We start from the raw sequence: 18,954 nt of genomic DNA, 5'->3' as shown, positions 1-18,954 counted from the left end.
GGCCGGGACGTGCCGGCCAGGCCGGCCCCACCTCGGCTGCGGGGCCGGTGGCCGACCGCGTCGCCCGGGATTGTCCACAGCCGCTTCGCGACTGCCGGGGGCGGTATCCACAGATCACCACTCGGGGCTGGTCGGCCCGCGGCCCGCGGCTGATCCTTCCTGTCATGCCTCGAGCCACGTTGTCCCTGCTCACCAGGAATCTTGCGATTCTCGCTGATCTGATCATGCCGCTTGCCTGCGCCGGATGCGGCGACTGGGGGGCGTCGGCGTGCCCGGCGTGTGTCGCCGAGCTTCGTGGTCCCGTGTTCCTCGCCGCCGCGGGCTCCCTGGCCACCCCGTGGCGGCGAGGGCTGCCGCCGTGCCTGGCCGCCGCCCGCTACGCCGACCGGGTCCGGGCGCTCCTTCTCGCCTACAAGGAGCGTGGCCGGCGCGACCTGGCCGGTCCGCTGGGCGGTGCGCTCGCCCGCGCGGTAGCGCGGGCGGTGTCGTCGGGCGCGGTGGGTGCCACCGACGTGCATCCCGGTCGCTGTCCTCGCGGGCGCGGTGTGGTGCTGGTCCCGGTGCCTTCGAACCGCGCCGCGCGGCGTCGGCGTGGTTTCGACCACCTCGAGCTGCTGTGTTCCGTGGCGGCCGCGGTCCTGCGCCGACGCGGGCACCGGGTCGGAATCGCTCCCGTGCTGCGGCCGGTGCGGCACACGGCGGACCAGGCCGGGCTGGGGGCGGCGGCACGGTTCGTCAACCTCACGGGCGCCTTCGGCCTGGTCGGTCCTGCCCGCACGGCCCGGCTGGTGCGGGCCGCCGACGATCTCTCGGACGGACCTCCCGCGGACCCGCGCATCGTCGTGGTCGACGACGTACTGACGACGGGAGCCACGGCGGGTGAGGCGGTACGGGCCCTACGAGCCGGCGCCCTGCGGGCGAGCGCCGTCGCGGTGGTGGCCGCTTCGGGCCCGACGCGCGGACGGGACCGCTTGCTCGCAATGACGGGGCCGTCGGGGTGAAACTACCAGTACGCACCGCCTGACCAGGCAGTCGGCGCAACGGCCGAGTGGCCCGACGGAGCGGGAGTGACCGCTTGTCGGTCGCAGTGCACTCGTCGTGCGGATACCGGGCCGGCGGACGGAGTAGCGCCGCCGCTGAAGGGAAGGGAGCCGAATGCGGGCAGCCAGCCGCAGAACGTTGGGAAGGTGCGACAACCGTAGATAGGGCGCCCGGGGGATCGTCTCGGCCCCGCGGAGACGGTTCCCTCCGGAAGTTCCGAGACACCGGCGCACGGTCGGCAGCCTTGGCGAGGGCCGTGGGCGTCGGACAGGCGAACAGGAGGTGGATCGCGTGGACATCGTGGTCAAGGGCAGGCACACCGCGGTTCCGGAACGGTTCCGCAATCATGTCCAGGCCAAGCTCGCCAAGTTGGAACGGCTGAATTCCAACATCATCCGGGTGGATGTCGAGCTGTCGAAGGAACGCAACCCCCGGCTGTCCGACGTCTGCGACCGGGTCGAGCTGACCGTGTACTCACGGGGTCCGGTGATCCGGGCCGAGGCCGCCGCGGCCGACTGCTACGCCGCCCTCGACCTGGCCGCCGGCAAACTGGCCGAGCGGCTGCGCCGGGCCGCCGACCGGCGGGTCCGCCACCACGCCAACCACGCTGGAGCCAAGCCGACCGGGATCACCTCGGTTCCGCTCGGCAGTCTCATGCCGTTGGAGGGCACGAAGCCGGCGGCTGCCCTACCGACCGGTGCCGAGGAGGCCGGTGCCGCCGGAAGGAGCGGCAGCGGCGGATCCAGGCCGGTCGTCGCCGCCCCGGCCGACGAATCCACCGCCAGGATCGGTGCGGGCGAGCAGAGCGAGCAGGCTCCGCTGATCGTCCGGGAGAAGACCCACGAGGCGGAGCCGATGTCGCTGGAGGAGGCCCTGTCCAACATGGAACTGGTGGGGCATGATTTCTATCTCTTCCTCGACGTCGATCTTGGCCTCCCCAGCGTCGTCTACCGGCGGGTCGGTTACGACTACGGTGTCATCCGGTTGTCCGGTTCGGCGGCGGCCGRCAGGTCGGGGCCGGCGGGCGCCGATCAGCGGGACGAGCGGCCGTCGCCAACCCGAGGCGCCTTCGTGAGCTCGGCCGCCGCCGTTTAGACGATCTGAAGGCCGCGTCCGCCGGCCGACGTGCGACCATTTGCCTCGGGTGTCGGAGTACACGGCGCACCGCCCCGCGTGGAGGCACGCGGGGCGGTGCGCCGCGGGCAGTGGTCCAGGGAGGTCAGATGACGGTGGAGGAGCAGCGCTCTGAGGAGATGCTGCCGACGCCATCGGAGGCGAACCCCATCCGGGTGCTGATCGTTGACGACCATGCGCTGTTCCGGCGTGGGCTGGAGATGGTGCTGGGGCAGGAGGTTGACATCGAGGTCGTCGGGGAGGCCGCGGACGGTGCCGAGGCGGTGACCATGGCTAAGGAGATGGCGCCGGACATCGTGCTCATGGATGTGCGGATGCCGCGCCGTGGCGGGATCGACGCCACGAGCGCCATCAAGGAGGCTGTCCCGAGCGCCAAGATCGTCATGCTGACCATCAGCGACGAGGAGGCCGACCTCTATGACGCGATTAAGGCGGGGGCCATGGGCTACCTGCTGAAGGAGATCTCTATCGACGAGGTCGCCGCGGACATCCGCGCCGTGTACGGGGGGCAGAGCCTCATCAGCCCGTCCATGGCGTCGAAGCTGCTCAGCGAGTTCGCAGCCATGATTAAGAACAAGGATGACCGTCCGCAGCTCCCTACCCCCCGGCTGACCGACCGGGAGATGGAGGTGCTGCGGCTCGTCGCCAAGGGCATGAACAACCGTGACATCGCCAAGCAGCTCTACATCAGTGAGAACACGGTCAAGAACCACATCCGCAACATCCTGGAGAAGCTCCAGCTGCACTCCAGGATGGAGGCGGTCGTGTACGCGGTCCGGGAGAAGCTGCTCGAGATCACCTGAGGCCCGGTCGGGGGGGCGTCACCGCGGCGCGGGATCGTCCGGTAGGAGCGATCCCACCCAGCAGTCCCTCCGGTTACCGTCGCCCAGCAGCAGGGCCCGGCGCAGGGTGCCCTCCACGGTGAAGCCGGCCTTCTCGGCCACGCGGCGAGACGCGAGGTTGCCCACCGCGGCCCGCCACTCGATCCGGGCCAGCCCCAGAGCTCCGAAACCCCAGCGGGTCAGCGCGGCAACGGCCTGGGAGGTCACTGCCCGCCCGCGCGCCGGCGCCGCGCACCAGTAACCAATCTTCGCGTCGCCGTCGCCGGAGAGATCCGTCAGTCCGACCGAGGCAAGGAGTTGCTCGGTCGTGGCATCCACCACCGCGAACAGCGCCCCGGTCCCGCTGGCCCAGCTCTGCGGCGACTGGCGTGAGACAAAGTCCACCGCGTGTTGGTACAGATACGGCGTCGGGACTCTCGTCCACCGGCTTATCTCCGGGTCCTGGCAGGCCAGGTGTACGGCGTCGGCGTCCCGGGGGTGCYAGGGGCGCAGATGCAGACGGCCCGCCGTGATCTCCGCCGGTTCGAGAGGTGCCATGCTCCAACCTTGCACCGGCCGCCACCGTTGCCGCCGATCCAGGGCACCCATCCGCGCTCCCGGTCGTTGGACAGTGCGGCGTGKCATGGGCGGACCATGCACGCCGTGTTGTCATCCCGTTCTGGTCGTTCCCGTCCGTACGACCCCTGGCCTCGCTCGCCGGCACCCCTTCCCGTCGCCCGCTCCTCACCGGTCCCAGCCGGAGGAACCGCGCGCGGATGGATGTTGTAGGCGGCTGTCGAAGGGCTAGCATCGTGGGGTCGGTGACCTCGCCGACGCGCCTGCCGGAGGAGTTTCGCCCGTGGTACTAGACAAGATCTTGCGTGCCGGCGAGGGCCGGATCCTGCGCAAGCTCAAGGCGATCGCCGAGCAGGTGAACCTGATCGAGGACGACTTCACCGGCCTGTCCGACGGTGAACTGCGAGGCATGACCGACGAGTTCCGCCAGCGGCTCGCGGACGGGAAGGAGACCCTCGACGACCTGCTGCCCGAGGCCTTCGCCGCCGTGCGCGAGGCGGCGCGGCGCACGCTGGGCCAGCGGCATTTCGATGTGCAGATCATGGGGGGCGCGGCCCTTCATCTCGGCAACATCGCCGAGATGAAGACCGGTGAGGGCAAGACGCTGGTCTCGACCCTGCCGACCTACCTCAACGCGCTGGCCGGTAAGGGTGTGCACGTCATCACCGTCAACGACTACCTCGCCCAGCGCGACGCCGAGAACATGGGCCGGGTCCATCGTTTCCTCGGCCTCACCGTGGGGGTGATCCATCCGCAGATGCCGCCGCCGGTCCGGCGGGCCCAGTACGCCTGCGACATCACCTACGGCACCAACAACGAGTTCGGGTTCGACTACCTCCGTGACAACATGGCCTGGAGTTCGGAGGAGCTCGTCCAGCGTGGCCACAACTTCGCGGTCGTCGACGAGGTGGACTCCATCCTCATCGACGAGGCCCGCACGCCGTTGATCATCAGCGGTCCAGCGGATCATCCGACCAGGTGGTACACGGAGTTTGCCCGGATCGCCCCGCTGCTCGAACGCGATGTCGATTACGAGGTCGAAGAGGGSAAGCGGACGGTGGCCATCACCGAGTCCGGGGTTGAGAAGGTCGAGGACCAGCTCGGCATCGAGAACCTCTACGAATCGGTGAATACCCCGCTCGTGGGCTACCTGAACAATTCGCTGAAGGCCAAGGAGCTCTACAAGCGGGACAAGGACTACATCGTTACCGACGGTGAGGTTCTCATCGTCGACGAGTTCACCGGCCGCGTGCTCCACGGTCGTCGCTACAGCGAGGRAATGCACCAGGYGATCGAGGCCAAGGAAAAGGTCGAGATCAAGCAGGAGAACCAGACCCTCGCGACGATCACGCTGCAGAACTACTTCCGGCTCTACGACAAGCTCTCCGGCATGACCGGTACCGCCATGACCGAGGCGGCCGAGTTCCACCAGATCTACTCGCTCGGGGTCGTCCCCATCCCGACGAACAAGCCGATGGTCCGGCTCGACCAGCCGGACGTCGTCTACAAGACCGAGATCGCGAAGTTCGACGCCGTGGTGGAGGACATCGCCGAGCGGCACGAGAAGGGCCAACCGGTCCTGGTCGGCACCACCAGCGTCGAGAAGTCCGAGTACCTCTCGAAGCAGCTTCGCAAGCGTGGTGTGCCGCACGAGGTGCTCAACGCCAAGCACCACGAGCGGGAGGCGGCCATCATCGCCGAGGCGGGCCGCAAGGGCGCCGTCACGGTGGCGACGAACATGGCCGGTCGTGGTACGGACATCATGCTCGGCGGTAACCCGGAGTTCATTGCCCAGGCCGAGCTGCGCCAGCGCGGCCTCTCGCCGATCGAGACCCCCGAGGACTATGAGGCGGCCTGGCAGGAGGCCCTGGAGAAGGCCAGGCAGTCGGTGAAGGCCGAGCACGAGGAGGTCGTCGACGCCGGCGGCCTGTACGTGCTCGGCACCGAGCGGCACGAGTCCCGGCGCATCGACAACCAGCTGCGTGGCCGGGCCGGCCGGCAGGGCGACCGCGGTGAGTCGCGCTTCTACCTCTCCCTCGGTGACGATCTCATGCGGTTGTTCAACGCGGCCGCGGTCGAGGGCATCATGGATCGGCTGAACATCCCCGAGGACGTCCCGATCGAATCGAAGATCGTGACTCGGGCGATCCGGTCGGCCCAGACCCAGGTCGAGGGGCAGAACTTCGAGATCCGCAAGAACGTCCTCAAGTACGACGAGGTCATGAACAAGCAGCGCACCGTGATCTATGAGGAGCGCCGCAAGGTTCTCGGCGGTGCCGATCTCCACGAGCAGGTGCGTCACTTCGTTGACGACACCGTCGAGGGATACGTGCGCGGCGCCACCGCCGACGGGTACCCGGAGGAGTGGGATCTCGACACGCTCTGGACGGCGCTCGGGCAGCTCTACCCGGTCGGTGTGGTGGCACCCGATGTCGATGATCGAGACGGGCTCACTGCCGATCACCTGCTCGAGGACATCCAGGTCGACGCGCAGGAGGCGTACGACCGGCGGGAACTCGACCTCGGCGACGGCCCCGACAGCGAACCGATCATGCGGGAGCTGGAGCGACGGGTCGTCCTCGCGGTCTTGGACCGCAAGTGGCGCGAGCACCTCTACGAGATGGACTACCTGCAGGAGGGCATCGGGCTGCGGGCGATGGGACAGCGGGACCCGCTGGTCGAGTACCAGCGTGAGGGTTTCGACATGTTCCAGACGATGATGGAGGGCATCAAGGAGGAGTCCGTCCGGCTGCTGTTCAACGTCGAGGTCCAGGTTGCGGGGCAGGAGGAGGCCGCCACGTCGGTGGGCGTCGAGYCGGCCGTGTCCGCTGCTYCCRCACCGCCGGCCGCAGCCGCGACCCTGCCCGCTCCGGCGGTGCCGACGATTCCGGACGGCGCCGGTCCCGTCGCGGACGCGCAGCCCGTTCGCCCCGCGGCGGCCCGTCAGACTCCGCCACCCCCTTCACCGGTTCCGTCCGCACCGCTGCCGGTCTTCGTCAAGGGGCTCGAGCCGCGGCGGCCGACCGGTGGCCTGCGCTACACCGCGCCGTCGGTCGACGGTGGATCCGGGCCGGTCACGACGGTGGATGGCAGGTCGGGACTGGGCCGCCCGGCTGGAGACGGTGCGCTCAGCGCCGCCCGCGGCGAGGCCGGCACGGCGCAGCCCGGTGCGGGCACGCGTCCCGCTCGCAATGCGCCCTGCCCGTGTGGGTCGGGCCGCAAGTACAAGCGCTGCCACGGCGACCCGGCGCGCCGCAACACCGAGTGATCCATCTCCGGGACCGGTGGCCGCACTAACCCACCTGCAGGGTCGTCACCCGCCAGCGTCCGCTGGACGACTCCATGCGCAGCGCGAGTGCGGCCACCCGGGCACCTCGGCTGATGACCGCCGAGACCTCGGCGACTCCGGGGCGCGGTTCGCTGACCCGTACGCTGCGGACCTGACCCCGCCTGCGATCCGTGGTCTGGGCGACRATGCGTTCGAGATCGTTCTGCAGGCGGGGCGTCGTCCATCCGGCGAGATGCGAGGCCGGGCGCACCCCGCCGAGCGTCTCGACGATCGCTCTGACGATGACCACCGCCGTTTCCCGGGGCGGTGGGTTCGTCCGGCTCCCGGCGGGGTGTCCCGGCCGCGGACCGGCTACCGGATCGAGACCCGGCACCGCGTGTGACGCCGCTGATCCCATGCCTGTGCCCGTGACCGTGCGCTCGGGCATGGCGAGGTGCCGAGGAGTCCGATCGACCGTCGTGCCACCGGGCTCGGTCTGGCCGTCCGCACCGCCACGGCCGCGTGGCGGCCCGCCGGGTCCCGACGGGCCGCCACGGCGGCGTCCGCCGCCTCCCGGGGCGGTCACGGGCCGGCCTGGACGATCGGCGGTGGTGCGTCCGGCCGGCCGCACCCGGGGTCGGGGCGGCCTTGTCGACGAGCCGGTCGGGGCGCCGGCCGACGAGGAGCCGGCCTCGTCGTCATAGGGCGGTTCGTGGGGGGTGATGGGAAGGCGGCGCATTCCGGGGGCCGGAACTGGACGCCGGGGCAGGGTCAGGGCGTAGGTGGCGGTCACGGCAGGCTCCGGAAGTGGTGGGCGGGGTCAGGGCCCGGGGGGTGGTTTCAGGCGTTGGCCGGGGAAGATCAGATTCGGGTCGTGGCCGATCAGGTCGGAGTTGGCGGCCCACCACCGTGGCCACTCGGCCGCGATCTGCTCCTGCGTCGCGTTCGGGCCGAGATGACGGGCCGCGATGGACCAGAGACTGTCGCCGCGGAGGACGACGATTTCCGCCGCCTCGACGCCGGGAGAGGTCCGGTCGGTACCCGGGAGGCTCATGGGCCTGCCCGTTCCACGAGGGGCCGGCGGCACGATCGGATCCCGGGCCGGTACCGATGCGATCGGRGCCGCCGGTCCGGACGATGTCGGGTTGGACGATGTCGGTCCGGACGATGTCGGGTTGAACGATGTCGGGTTGAACGGTGTCGGAGTGATGGCCGCGCCGGGCGCGGCCGGRCTGCTCGGGGAGGTGGTGGCGGGTCGGTCCAGGTCCGGCCAGCCGGCTGTGGTCGTGCGAGCCGTGGTGAGCCGAGTGAGGGCGCCGGGGTCAGGGGCGGTGTGCACCGGGTTTCCGCCGGCGGCGGAAACCGGGGCTGGGGGCGGCGTTGGCGAGCCGGCCGCCGAGGTGGTCTCGTGCAGGTCCACGACGGGGATCGCCTCACCGAGACCGGGAACCGAGATCGTTGGGGTGGGGCTGGTCGCCGGGACGGCACCGGCACCGGGTTCGGGAGAGGACGTGGAGCCGGCAGGGGAGACGGGGCCGGCAGGGGAGACGGGGCCGGTGGAGGAGACGGGGCCGGTGGAGGAGACGGGGGGTGTCGCGGGGGCGTGACCGGCGGAGGTGCCGGCCGGGGGGCGATCGAGGTCGGGGAAGCCGGCTATCGGGTTCGGGGGATGGCCGACGGTGGTGGGCCGGTCCAGATCGGGCAGTGCGGCGGTGGCGCCCGCACTGACACCGGTCCCCGCAGGTCCGGTGGCCGCGGAGGCCGGGACCGCGGCGATGATCGGCGCCACCCCGGTGACGAGTGTCACTCCGAGGCTGATCTCGAGCATCCGCCGGATCGTGCGGGGAACGATCCGGCGGGCCAGCGCCGCGCTGAGCCGGCCGACTCCGCCGGGGATAGCCGACAGCGCGCCGAGCAGAACCCCCAGGCACAGCCAGAGCAGGCACACCCAGGCGACGCCCCCGATGATCGTGGCCAGCGCCTGCTCGGGCGCGGCGGCGAACCATTCCGGGGCGGCCTCGACGCTCTCCGGCAGGTCGGCCAGCCGGGGGCCGAAAACGATCAATATGATCGCCGTGATTGCGGCCGCGGTCGCGCCGGCGAACCGCGCCAGCGTCTGTCGAGCCGCCCTCGCGATCATTGTGGGTGCTCCTGTCCGCCGGATGCTGTCGAACTCGTTCGTTTGCCTATGTTTGCTTGTGTAAACCCCTGAAATCTCGCTGTCAACCCTGCTTGTGTAGGGAGTGAGGGGCAACTGGGGGAAGTGGGCGAAATCTACCTTTATGGGAAGGGGTATCGATGCGATGGGAGGATCTGTTCGCCGACCTGGAGCTGCAGTGGGAGGCGAACGAGGCCGCCGAGCTCTCCGCCGAGCTCGCGGACCGCAGCCGACGGGAGGCTGYCTACCTGCGGTTGATCGATCGGATGCGACCCGTCGTCGGACACCCGACACGTTGCCGGGTGGTGGGTGGTCAGCGCGCTCCCGAGATCCTGCACGGCACCCTGGCGGCCCTCGGGATGGACTGGTTGCTCATCACCGAGCCCGGCGCGACGGAGGTTCTGGTACCGGTGCGGTCGCTGCTGGCCGTGGAGAACCTGCCGGTGGTCTCGGCCCAGCCGGGTCATGAGGGTCCGCTGGCGGCCAARCTGGATCTGCGGTACGTCCTGCGCGGGCTCGTCCGGGACCGCTCGGCGTGYACGCTCATGCTGGTGGACGGGGTGACCCTGCACGGGACGCCGGTGCGGGTCGGCTCGGACTTCCTGGAGGTGGCCGAACACGCCGTCGGCGAGTTCGCCCGGCGCGGCCAGATCCGCTCCGGCTGGACCATCCCCCTCGACGCGATCGCCTACGTTCGTCGGATCCACTGACCTCGCCGCGCCTACTGTGCCTAGTCCTCGGGCGGAGCCTCGTTACGGCYCATCGGATTGGCTGCGACGAAGGCCCGGGTCTGTTCATAGGCGCGCTGGATGTACGCCTCCAGCTCGGTGCGCTCCACCCGCCACTGGCCCCTCCCCCCGATCTTGATGGCGGGGAGCTCGCCCGAGCGGACAAGCGCGTAGGTCTGACTGGAGGAGATGTTGAGGATGTCCGCCACATCGCTGAGTTGAAGGAAGCGGTCGTTCATCAAAGTCCTCCTTCTGAGGGCGGATGTCTCTCCTCATGTGTGTATCAGAGATACCACCGCTCATCGCGTCCGGATGCGTGTGCTTGTGGATAAGTGCACGCGGATACCRCCAAAAGCCCGTGCTCGCAGGTACTGGACTGGTCCGCCACCCGCGCCTGCATGGCCCAGATGTCGACGGATCCCGTTCGGTCCGCAGCCGATTCCTCGCTGGTTTGGCTGGGCTCAGGGCCGACGACCGCGTACGCTCTGCGACCGGAAGGTGCGAACATGTACCAATGGTCCGGCTAGGAGAAGAGGGAGGTCTCCCGGTGACCGAGCTCGCCGCGGCACCGGCCCGCCCGGAGGCGTCCCCGCCACCGACATCACCCCCGGCCCGTCGGTTGACCCGCCGACGGTGGCGCGACTCCCGGCTGCTCGTCGGGGTGTTGCTCGTGCTCGTCTCGGTGGTCGTCGGGGCGCGGCTGTTCGCCAGCGCGGACGCGACCCGCCAGTGGGTGGTCGCCAAGGTGGACCTGCCGGCCGGGCACATCATCGTTGCCGGGGATCTCGCCACGGTATCGGCCAGGCTCGACGAGAGGACCTCGGGTCATTACTACCCGGGAAGCCGTCTCGACGACCTGATCGGCGCCACCCTGGCGCGGCCGGTGGACACCGGCGAGCTGGTGAGCGGACCCGACTTCGCCGGCCAGAACACCCAGCCGACGCGGCTGGTGCCGATCATTGTGAAGGCCGGGCGGCTGCCGACCCTCGGACCGGGTGACCATGTGGACGTCTTCGTGTTCCAGAGCGGCGCCGCAGCGCCGAGCACTACCGGGGGCGATCAGCAGGCCGGCCGGAGCACACCGGCCGCGCCCGCGGGTGCGGGGGCCGAGGCGCTGGTCCTGCACGACGTCGAGTTCGTCAGCCTCGAGAAGCTGACCAGCGGGGACCGTTCGCTGACGCTGCGCGTGCCGGTGGACAACGCCATCCAGGCCGTCGCGGCCTCGCAGAGCGAGCGGGTCGACGTCGTGAAGCTTGAGCGCGACTCCCGCGGTGAGGTCGGCTCGACGGGACCGACCACTGTGCCGGGGTACGGCCGGTGAGCCTGCCGATCCTCACCGCTGTCACCGATGCGATGGTCGAGGCCGGCCTGGTCTCGGCCTTCGATCGTCGCGACCTCGGGGTTACGGTGGTGCGCCGCTGCGTCGACCTGCCGGACCTGCTGGCCGCGGCGACCACCGGCGCGGCCCGGGCCGCCCTGCTGTCCGCGGACCTGCGCCGGCTCGACCGGGATGCGCTGACCCGCCTGGCCATGGCGGGCATCGCGGTGGTCGGGCTGACCGCCCCCGGCGACGAGGACGGCGACCGGCGGCTGCGGCAACTCGGCGTGGCCGCGGTCATCCCCTCGGACGCCACCGCGGAGGTCATCGCGGGAGCGGTCGTCGAGGCATCCCGGGCGCTGGCGACGAACGCGGCCGCGCCGGCGACCTGGGCGTCCGGTTCGTACAGYGAACCACTCGTCGGGTTCGGGCCGCTCGCCCCGGCCATCGACGTCACCGACGGTGTGGGGCCGATCGAACCGGGCGACGGCCGGGTGGGCCGGGTGATTGCGGTATGGGGTCCGGCCGGCGCGCCGGGACGCACCACGATCGCGCTGTGCCTGGCCGCCGAACTCGCCGGGCTGGGGACCTCCACCCTGCTGGTGGACGCCGACTCCTACGGCGGCGCGGTCGGGCAGCTCGTCGGCCTGCTCGAGGAGGCCCCCGGTCTGGCCGCGGCGGCCCGGTCGGCCAACCAGGGGCTGCTGGACGTGCCCCGGCTCGCCGTACTGTGCCGGGATCTGGGCGGCGGCCTGCGAGTGCTGCCCGGCATCTCCCGCCCCTCGCGGTGGCCCGAGCTACGCCCGGCATCCGTTGAGACCGTGCTGTCGATGGCCCGGCGTCTGGCGTCCTTCGTCGTCGTGGACTGCGGGTTCTGCCTGGAGACGGACGAGGAACTGTCGTTCGACACCTCCGCGCCCCGGCGTAACGGAGCGACGCTAGCCGTGCTGGGCGCGGCCGACGTCGTGCTGGCGGTGGCGTCCGCCGAACCGGTCGGTCTGGTCCGGTTCGTGCGGGGACTGTCCGACCTGCGGGAGACCGTCCCCGCCGTCGACCCGCTTGTCGTGGTGAACCGGCTGCGCGCCTCGGTTGTGGGCGCGGACCCGGCCCGCGAGGTCAGTCGGGCGATTCTGCGCCACACCGGGACCGAGCCGGTGGCCCTGGTGCCCTACGACCTCGCCGGGCTGGACGCCGCCCAGGTGGCCGGACAGCTCCTGCGTGACATCGCTCCGACCTCCCCGGCCCGGCTGGCGATCAGGGAGCTGGCTGGCCGGCTGCTTGGCCGCCCGGCGGCTCCCCGCCGTCGGCGGGGGAGCCTGCGGCGCCAGGCCCGGTGATCTTGGTGGGCGGGTGGGCCGTCCCGACGTACGAGCCAGAGCCGCATCCCCTGCTGGGCCTGCCGCTGGGCCTGCTGCCGTTCGGCTGATCGCTCGCGCGGTGTCGGCAACTCACGGTTACGCCCTTGGCGTAACCGTGACATAAAGTATTCGCACCATCATCCCGGCGTAGTGGGAGCGGTTACGGCGAGCAATTTAGGGGCATCGCTATGTGGAGGGACTTCGGTCAAGTCGTGAGAGGGATCTTGCTGATAGCTTTCGATCTTATAAGATTTACTACATAGAGTAACTTTCTTAATTCATAGAGTCTGAGATGCGAGAGAAGTCGCACAAGAAAGTCGCGCAACGTAGCATCGTATATGTATCTGTGAGCGGTCTCTTTCGGCAACGTTACGTTAGTGGGAGCATGCCTCGCCAGCGCCACACGAGTCGTACCTTGATCTCCTATGGGCGCGACGAGAGGTACGTGATGCTCGTTCGAGACGGCTGGGGGTGTGTCGGGTGAGCCGAGAGTACGCGAAGGCCGTGGGCGCCCGGTTGCGGGCGATTCGGATACAGCAGGGTCTGTCGCTGCAGGGAGTGGAGCAGAAGTCGCGGGGGCGGTGGAAGACCGCTGCCGTTGGTTCCTATGAGCGCGGTGACCGCATGATCAGCGTGCATCAGCTCTCCGAACTCGCGGGATTCTACGGAGTCCCGGTCTCGGCGCTGTTGCCCAACGAGGATCAGCTGCCGCCGCGGGAGCGTCGCCCACGTACGGTGCTCAACCTGGAGAAGCTGAGCGAGGCTCCGCCGGACTCCTCTGCTCTCGTTCGTCGGTGGGTCGCCCAGATCCAGCGCCAACGGGACGACTACGCCGGCCGCGTGCTGTCCATCCGGGATGGCGACGTGCGTGCGCTCGCCCTGCTCCACGACACGACCCCCCAGGAGTTCGCCGAGCGGCTGCGGACCTGGGGAGTGCTGGAGACCAGTTTCCCCGAAGAGAGTAGCGAGGAGCCGCCGGAGTAGTCCGGTGGACTGCCCGGGCGCTTCGAGCGCCGAGAGCAGCAAGGTACGGTCAACGCGGACCGTGGACTGCTACTGGCCCATCCCCGGCCGTCCCGACGCGGCGGGCACGCCGTTCGTGGGCGGCCCGGCCCAGGTGCGACCGGGCGGCCCACATGGCAGCGAGCATGCCGGGCGGCGGGCATCCCAGCGCGATGCGTCTCCCTTCCCGGTCGCCGCGCCGGGAGGTGGACTATGACCAGGAAACGGGCCCCACGCAGAGGTCTGGTCCTGGGGGCCGGTGGAGTGCTCGGCTCCGCCTGGATGATCGGCGCGATGCGGGCGGTCGAGACCGCGACCGGCCGCGACCTGAGCGGAGCCGACCTGGTGGTCGGCACGTCCGCCGGCTCGGTGGTCGCGGCCCTGCTCGGTCTGGGGATCGGCATCGACGTGATGGCCAATTCCGAGCGGGGGATCTACGAGGCGGGTGATCCCGTTCTTGACTACCGCGACCTCGGTGCCTCCCTACCCCCGCGCCCCCGGATGCGCATGGGCTCACCGAGGCTGCTGACGGCCAGCGCCCGGCACCCCCGGCGGTCCTCGCCGATGGTCACGCTGGCGGCGATGCTTCCACAGGGCCGTGGGAAGATCTCCGCGGTCGGCGATCTGGTGACCGCGGCGATGGACCGCAAGGGCCTCGATCCGACCGAATGGCCGACCAGGCCCGCGCTGCGGGTGGTGGCCATGAACTTCGACACCGGTGAGCGCGTGCTGTTCGGCGTGGCCGATGCGCCTCGGGCGACCTTGTCCGAGGCGGTGATGGCGTCGTGTGCCATTCCCGGCTGGTACGCCCCGGTCACGGTGGACGGCCAGCGGTTCGTCGACGGCGGAACCCGATCGCCCGCATCAGTCGATCTTCTTGCCGACGCGGGCCTCGCGGAGATCCTGGTGCTCGCCCCGGCCTGCTCGTTCCAACTCGACCGACCCCGTGGCACGGTGGCCCGGGTCGAACGCCAGGTCCGCCGGGCCGCCACCCGCCGGCTGATGCGGGAGGTMGAGATGGTGGAGGCGGCGGGCACCCGGGTGACGGTGCTCTGCCCAGGTCCGGAGGACCTCGAGGTCATCGGCGGAAACGTGATGGATCTGACCCGGCGGGCCCAGGTGTTCGAGACGGCGCTGCGTACGACGGGCGAGGCCCTACATGTCGCCGCCCGTTCCGCCCGTTCCGGCGTGGCCGGGGCCACCGACGACGGGGCCACCGACGACGCCGAGGCGAGGGGGGGCCGGCTCGGGCTCGGCCTGGCTGGCTGACCGGGTTCTCGTGGCTGACTGGGTTCTCGTGGCTGACTGGGTTCTCGTGGCTGACCGGGTCCTCGTGGCCGGCTCGCCCCGGTTGGTTGCACACTGAGCGGGTGCGCATCTATCTCCCGTCCACGCTGGCCGTCGCCCGATCGGTCTGGGAATCCGCGCGCATCCCCCCAGGCACCGGATTCGCGGTCACCCCCGCGACGCGTGAGTGGTACGCCCAGTCGGAGTCCGAGGAGGAGTTGGAGTACGCGGCGCTGCACGACGCCGGCCGGGCGAGCCTGCGACTGCTGGACGCCGACCCGTCCGCGCCGCGCCGGCGCGTGGTCTTCGTGGCCGATGTCGYGGACGGCGAGGTGCGGGTACGCGACGATCTTGAGYGGGGTGCCGTCGAGGTGGACTTCCCGGTGCCGTGGTCGGCCGCGCAGGCCATCCATGTCGACGACGGAGACGACGAGGAGGTCGTCGCGGCGGTCGCGGCGGCGGCGAAGTGCATCGTCGAGGCCGATCTCGGTGGGGATGACGCCGCCTTCACCGTGGACAGCGTCGAGGGCTTCGAACTGCTGTGGTTCGCGCCTCAGGAGCTTCCCGATCTTCTCTGACCCCGGCGGAGACGCGGATGTTGAGTGCGCGGGGGTGACCCCCGCGCGGTGGAGGTCACCCCCGCACGGGGGAGGAGACCACGCACGTTGACGGCTCGTTGGGGCATGCTGTCTGGACTGGTGACCAGCTGGCGTGAAATGTTCCCGACGGGCGGCCCTCGTGGTTGTCTTTCCAGGCTCCTCCCTGGGGTGCTGTTCGTCGTCTGACGTCCGTGAACGGTGATTTCCCACCCAGGGAGATCGACGTGGCCAACGGTTGAACCTCCCCGGGTGCGGCCGATGTCGGGCGTTGCGAATAATGCTGGGGAGCCTTGCGGCGGCGACCGGGTCACCACCTGGATGGCGCCGAGGGGGCTCCACTTTCCACAACCTTCGTACCGAGATGTCACCCCCGCTGGCAGGTGTGATCTCGACCGACCCACCGCGGTAAGGAGGCTGGCAGCCCATGCTGTACCTCGCCGGGCAGATCCTGGCGTACGTGCTGGTGGCGATGCTCATTGGTGCGGCGCTGGCATGGGTCTTCCTGATCGCGCCGCTGCGCCGGCAGGCCCGCAACGCCGACGCCGACGCCGCGCGAAATCGGGYGGGATCGGGGGAGACACCGGCCGGCACCGGACCGGACCTCGACGAATCCCGCCCCGGCGCGGTCCCGTCGGCCGATCGGGCGGCAGCCGCGAACGACGTGAACCGGGTAAACGCCGGGCCGGCGGGCACCGGCGACGCCGACACGGGTGTCCCCGATTCGGGCGCCCGCGGCACGGGCACAGGGCAGGCCGCCGAGCTGATCGCCCGGTTGCGCCGGCAGCGTGACGACGTCGCCCTGGAGAAGGCGGATCTAACTGCCCGGCTCGCTGTCGCCGAACAGCGTGCCGCGGAGTCCGAACGGCGAATCGCCGAGGCGGAGCGCCATGCTGTGATCGCAGGCGCCCGGGTCGAGGAGATCGAAACGGCGCTGCGGGCCCGGGCGTACGCCGTGACACCCGGCGCGGCCCAGGCCCTCCCGGCCGGTTCGGGTGCCGCCGGTTCGGGTGCCGCCGGTTCGGGTGCCGCCGGCCCGGTGCCGGCGGGCTCTCCGGGGGCGGGCGGTGATCCCGTCGGCCCCTCGGCTGCGCAGCTCGCCCATGAGGCCGAGCTGCTGCGCAGACAGCTCGTCGAGGCCGAGGGCCGGGCGGCCAAGTTCTCCTCCCGGCTGGCCATGGCCCGTACGGAGGCGGAGGACGCGCAACGCCAGGTGGCCACCATGACCACCCGGCTGGATCGGCACCAGGCCGAATGGGCGGCCGAACGGCTCAGTCTGCTGGGGCGGATCGCGAAATCCGAGGCGCTTCTGGGCCAGGCCTCCTCCGACGAGGAAGCCGGTGCCGAGCATCCCGAGGCCGCCCCCACTGCCGAGGCCGCCCCCACTGCCGAGGCCGCCCCCACTGCCGAGGCGGTCGGGGTTGCTGCCGCGGGCGGCGTGGTCCCGTCGAACCTCGCGGTCACCCCGAACGACGCGGGGCCGTCGAAGAGCGCGCTGCCCGCGCACGGCCTGGCCCTGTCGCCCGAGCCGAACGTCTCGGGGGCGACGGTCCAGGCGAGCGGCGTTGCCACGAAGAACYGGCCACCGGCCCTGGGCGGACCGCCGTCGAGTGGTCAGGGGAGTGGCGGCGGCGTGAAGAGCACCGGTGGCAGGAGCACCGGTGGAACGAACGGGGCCAGCGGCCAGCCGGGCACGGGTAGCCGGGTCGTGCTGGAACCCGCGCCGCGGTGGAACGGTCTCCTCGATCCCGTGCGGTCGGGCGGCGACAACCTCAAGGAGATTGTCGGCGTGGGCCCGGTGATCGAGGCCCGGCTGCGGGCGTTGGGCATCACAACCTTCAGCCAGCTGGCCGAAATGGGTGATACCGACGTCGAGCGGCTCGCTYACCGGCTGGATGGCTTCGGTGACCGCATCGTCTCCGACGATTGGGTCGGCCAGGCCCAGGATCTGCAGGCCCGGCACTACGGCGGCGTCTACTGACCGGACCGCCCTCCACCCCGCTCGGTCACAGTCCGGAGATGAGTCCCTCGATCTCAGCCTCCAGGATCCGGCGGTCGGTGACGTCGCAGTAGAGCCAGACATGGCCGCGGTAGCCGTCGGCCGCGGTCAGCGGGATGTGGCTACGCTCGAACACCCGTCCGTCGGCGAACATCACCGTCTCCCGGCGTAGCGTCCGCCGTCGGCGGAGCAGGATGTCCAGGCGCGTCGCGAATCCGGATGGATCGTCCACCAGCCCGGGCCGGGGACGCAGCTGCAGCCGGCAGTCCGTTCCGACCAGGTCGACGGGCAGGTCCRCCAGATCGAACAGATCGCAGTACACCTGGTTCACCGCCACCACACGCCCGTCCCGGTCGGCGATGAGCACGGCGGTCGTCAGTTCGGCGAGCAGGGTCGTCAGCCAGCGTTCCCGGTCCCGGCATGCCTCCTCGATCCGTCGGGCCTCGGAGAACAGGCAGCCACAGGTGTGGTTCGAGCCCCTGGCGCGTCCGAAGGGACGCAGGTCGTCGTTCTCGCTGCGATGCAGGGCCACGGCCGCGCGCCACTCCGCTCCAGGCGGGAGCGTCCCGCGGGGAAACCCGACCGTGGGCCGATCCTCGGTGGATTCACGGGATGTCGCCCGGCCTGGCGTCGGTTCGCCGGGAACCGGCCGGCGGGGAAGCGGAACAGACCATTCCCAGCCCCGATCGCCCCGATCGGACTGGTCCGGCAGATCACAGGGGTCCGGTCCGTCGAACGGGTCCGGTCCGTCGAACGGGTCCGGTCCGTCGAACACGCCGAACCYGTCGAGATCGCCCGCGGGCACCCCATCGGCGGCGAGGGCCTGGAGGCCGAGGAGATCATGACCGAGCAGGTGTCCGTCGAGGAGGTCGGGATCGAGAGCTGCGAGTTCGAAAGCCGCCTCGCGACGGTGAAGGCGGTCGAGTTCGGCCTGCTCGTCGTCAAGGTGTTCGAGATCGGCCGCTTCGTGAGGCGCCGGTTCGCGGGAGGCGACGTCGGGTTCGGCTCGTTCCCGGACAGCGACGTCGTCGGTATCGGGCTGGTCCGCGGACGATGGGCCGATCGGGGAGCGACGCCCCTGGACCCGCGGCGAGGACACTGGCACACCCTTCATCGGCACACCCGTCACCGGCCCGGCGGCGTTCTCGAACGCACTGGCCGACGGCACGGTGAGGGTGCCGACGATCCGTCGTCTACCGTCCCCTGCCGAGGTCACCACCGTCTGCATGACCGCGTCGCAGGGTGGTTCGCCCGGTCGGATCAACCGGACCTGGATCGAAAACCCGTCGCCGTGCGTGACGAGGTGCCGCCATCGGCTGCCGACGTTCGCTACGTCGCCGGGATGGACAATGCGTTGCCATCCCCGTCCGACCGCCTCGTCGCGGGTAACGCCGGTCAACTCGGACCACAGCCGGTTCACAAAGAGATACCGGCCTGCCGTATCGGTGGCGAATACCGCGACCGGGCAGTTTTCGACAATCCGCCAGAACATTTTCCAAGCGGTCGTGTCGAACATGTCTGACGATCGGGGATCCCGGGCGCCACTCATCGTGATGCCCCTTTCCCCCCCGGGGGATCGTGCCGGGGATGCGTCGGGGGCAACGCCGCCCTGGTGGCCGAATGAGGTTCTCGCGAGCGGCTGACGACCGCGCTGGTTGTTGGCTGACY

Annotated in this window: 16 protein-coding genes; 11 read left to right on the top strand and 5 right to left on the bottom strand. The window is 70.6% G+C overall.

Going from position 1 to position 18,954, the window contains the following annotated elements; all coding sequences use genetic code 11:
- The first annotated feature begins 164 nt into the window (after positions 1-164).
- From Manayef4_RS03500 to Manayef4_RS03490, 3 genes are all read left to right on the top strand, one after another.
- Entirely contained in the window at positions 165-1,001 is an 837-nt protein-coding gene (locus Manayef4_RS03500; RefSeq protein WP_011435216.1) for a ComF family protein, read from the top strand.
- A gap of 331 nt (positions 1,002-1,332) precedes the next feature.
- Positions 1,333-2,136 (top strand): ribosome-associated translation inhibitor RaiA, encoded by an 804-nt coding sequence (gene raiA / locus Manayef4_RS03495; protein WP_070130585.1) that lies wholly within the window; start codon positions 1,333-1,335, stop codon positions 2,134-2,136.
- 128 nt (positions 2,137-2,264) lie between these two features.
- The gene (locus Manayef4_RS03490) at positions 2,265-2,978 is read left to right on the top strand and encodes a response regulator transcription factor (RefSeq protein WP_011435218.1); all 714 of its coding nucleotides are present in this window, start codon (positions 2,265-2,267) and stop codon (positions 2,976-2,978) included.
- 18 nt (positions 2,979-2,996) lie between these two features.
- On the opposite strand, the gene Manayef4_RS03485 is transcribed toward Manayef4_RS03490, so the two are convergent.
- Entirely contained in the window at positions 2,997-3,554 is a 558-nt protein-coding gene (locus Manayef4_RS03485; RefSeq protein WP_070130643.1) for a GNAT family N-acetyltransferase, read from the bottom strand.
- Positions 3,555-3,855: 301 nt separating this feature from the next.
- Between Manayef4_RS03485 and secA the strand changes: the two genes are divergently transcribed.
- A complete protein-coding gene (gene secA / locus Manayef4_RS03480; RefSeq protein ID WP_070130584.1) occupies positions 3,856-6,840 on the top strand; it encodes a preprotein translocase subunit SecA in 2,985 nt (994 codons plus the stop codon).
- A 25-nt stretch (positions 6,841-6,865) separates the two neighbouring features.
- Here secA and Manayef4_RS26530 read toward each other — a convergent pair whose 3' ends face one another.
- Positions 6,866-7,258 carry an Rv3235 family protein gene (locus Manayef4_RS26530; RefSeq protein ID WP_330219003.1) on the bottom strand — a complete coding sequence of 131 codons (393 nt, stop codon included), beginning with the start codon at positions 7,256-7,258 and terminating at the stop codon, positions 6,866-6,868.
- 402 nt (positions 7,259-7,660) lie between these two features.
- Positions 7,661-8,980 (bottom strand): LysM domain-containing protein, encoded by a 1,320-nt coding sequence (locus Manayef4_RS26450; protein WP_011435222.1) that lies wholly within the window; start codon positions 8,978-8,980, stop codon positions 7,661-7,663.
- A 158-nt stretch (positions 8,981-9,138) separates the two neighbouring features.
- Here Manayef4_RS26450 and Manayef4_RS03465 point away from each other — a divergent pair, with 158 nt between their 5' ends.
- The gene (locus Manayef4_RS03465) at positions 9,139-9,708 is read left to right on the top strand and encodes a hypothetical protein (RefSeq protein ID WP_070130583.1); all 570 of its coding nucleotides are present in this window, start codon (positions 9,139-9,141) and stop codon (positions 9,706-9,708) included.
- Between the two features lie 20 nt (positions 9,709-9,728).
- Here Manayef4_RS03465 and Manayef4_RS03460 read toward each other — a convergent pair whose 3' ends face one another.
- Positions 9,729-9,965, bottom strand: coding sequence for a helix-turn-helix domain-containing protein (locus Manayef4_RS03460; RefSeq protein ID WP_070130582.1), 237 nt, complete (start codon positions 9,963-9,965; stop codon positions 9,729-9,731).
- Positions 9,966-10,273: 308 nt separating this feature from the next.
- Between Manayef4_RS03460 and Manayef4_RS03455 the strand changes: the two genes are divergently transcribed.
- The 6 genes from Manayef4_RS03455 (at position 10,274) to Manayef4_RS03430 (ending at position 17,268) form a co-directional block, all read left to right on the top strand.
- Positions 10,274-11,047 (top strand): SAF domain-containing protein, encoded by a 774-nt coding sequence (locus Manayef4_RS03455; RefSeq protein ID WP_011435225.1) that lies wholly within the window; start codon positions 10,274-10,276, stop codon positions 11,045-11,047.
- Positions 11,044-12,381 carry a chromosome partitioning protein gene (locus tag Manayef4_RS03450; RefSeq protein WP_011435226.1) on the top strand — a complete coding sequence of 446 codons (1,338 nt, stop codon included), beginning with the start codon at positions 11,044-11,046 and terminating at the stop codon, positions 12,379-12,381. The genes Manayef4_RS03455 and Manayef4_RS03450 overlap by 4 nt, the downstream gene beginning before the upstream one ends.
- Before the next feature lie 501 nt (positions 12,382-12,882).
- Positions 12,883-13,386, top strand: a complete 504-nt coding sequence (locus Manayef4_RS03445; RefSeq protein WP_011435227.1) for a transcriptional regulator — start codon at positions 12,883-12,885, stop codon at positions 13,384-13,386.
- A 231-nt stretch (positions 13,387-13,617) separates the two neighbouring features.
- Positions 13,618-14,673, top strand: coding sequence for a patatin-like phospholipase family protein (locus Manayef4_RS03440; protein ID WP_011435228.1), 1,056 nt, complete (start codon positions 13,618-13,620; stop codon positions 14,671-14,673).
- A gap of 101 nt (positions 14,674-14,774) precedes the next feature.
- Positions 14,775-15,269, top strand: a complete 495-nt coding sequence (locus tag Manayef4_RS03435) for a hypothetical protein (RefSeq protein ID WP_070130642.1) — start codon at positions 14,775-14,777, stop codon at positions 15,267-15,269.
- A gap of 445 nt (positions 15,270-15,714) precedes the next feature.
- Positions 15,715-17,268: a hypothetical protein gene (locus Manayef4_RS03430; RefSeq protein ID WP_070130581.1), complete on the top strand. Its 1,554-nt coding sequence runs from the start codon at positions 15,715-15,717 to the stop codon at positions 17,266-17,268.
- A 25-nt stretch (positions 17,269-17,293) separates the two neighbouring features.
- On the opposite strand, the gene Manayef4_RS03425 is transcribed toward Manayef4_RS03430, so the two are convergent.
- Positions 17,294-18,835 (bottom strand): PAS domain-containing protein, encoded by a 1,542-nt coding sequence (locus Manayef4_RS03425; RefSeq protein WP_070130580.1) that lies wholly within the window; start codon positions 18,833-18,835, stop codon positions 17,294-17,296.
- Positions 18,836-18,954 lie beyond the last annotated feature (119 nt).

Origin of the sequence: Frankia sp. CgMI4 (assembly GCF_001756285.1) — a bacterium.
Classification (GTDB): domain Bacteria; phylum Actinomycetota; class Actinomycetes; order Frankiales; family Frankiaceae; genus Frankia; species Frankia casuarinae.
Note: the sequence above shows the minus strand (reverse complement) of the source record. Positions and strands in the feature narration are given on the sequence as shown.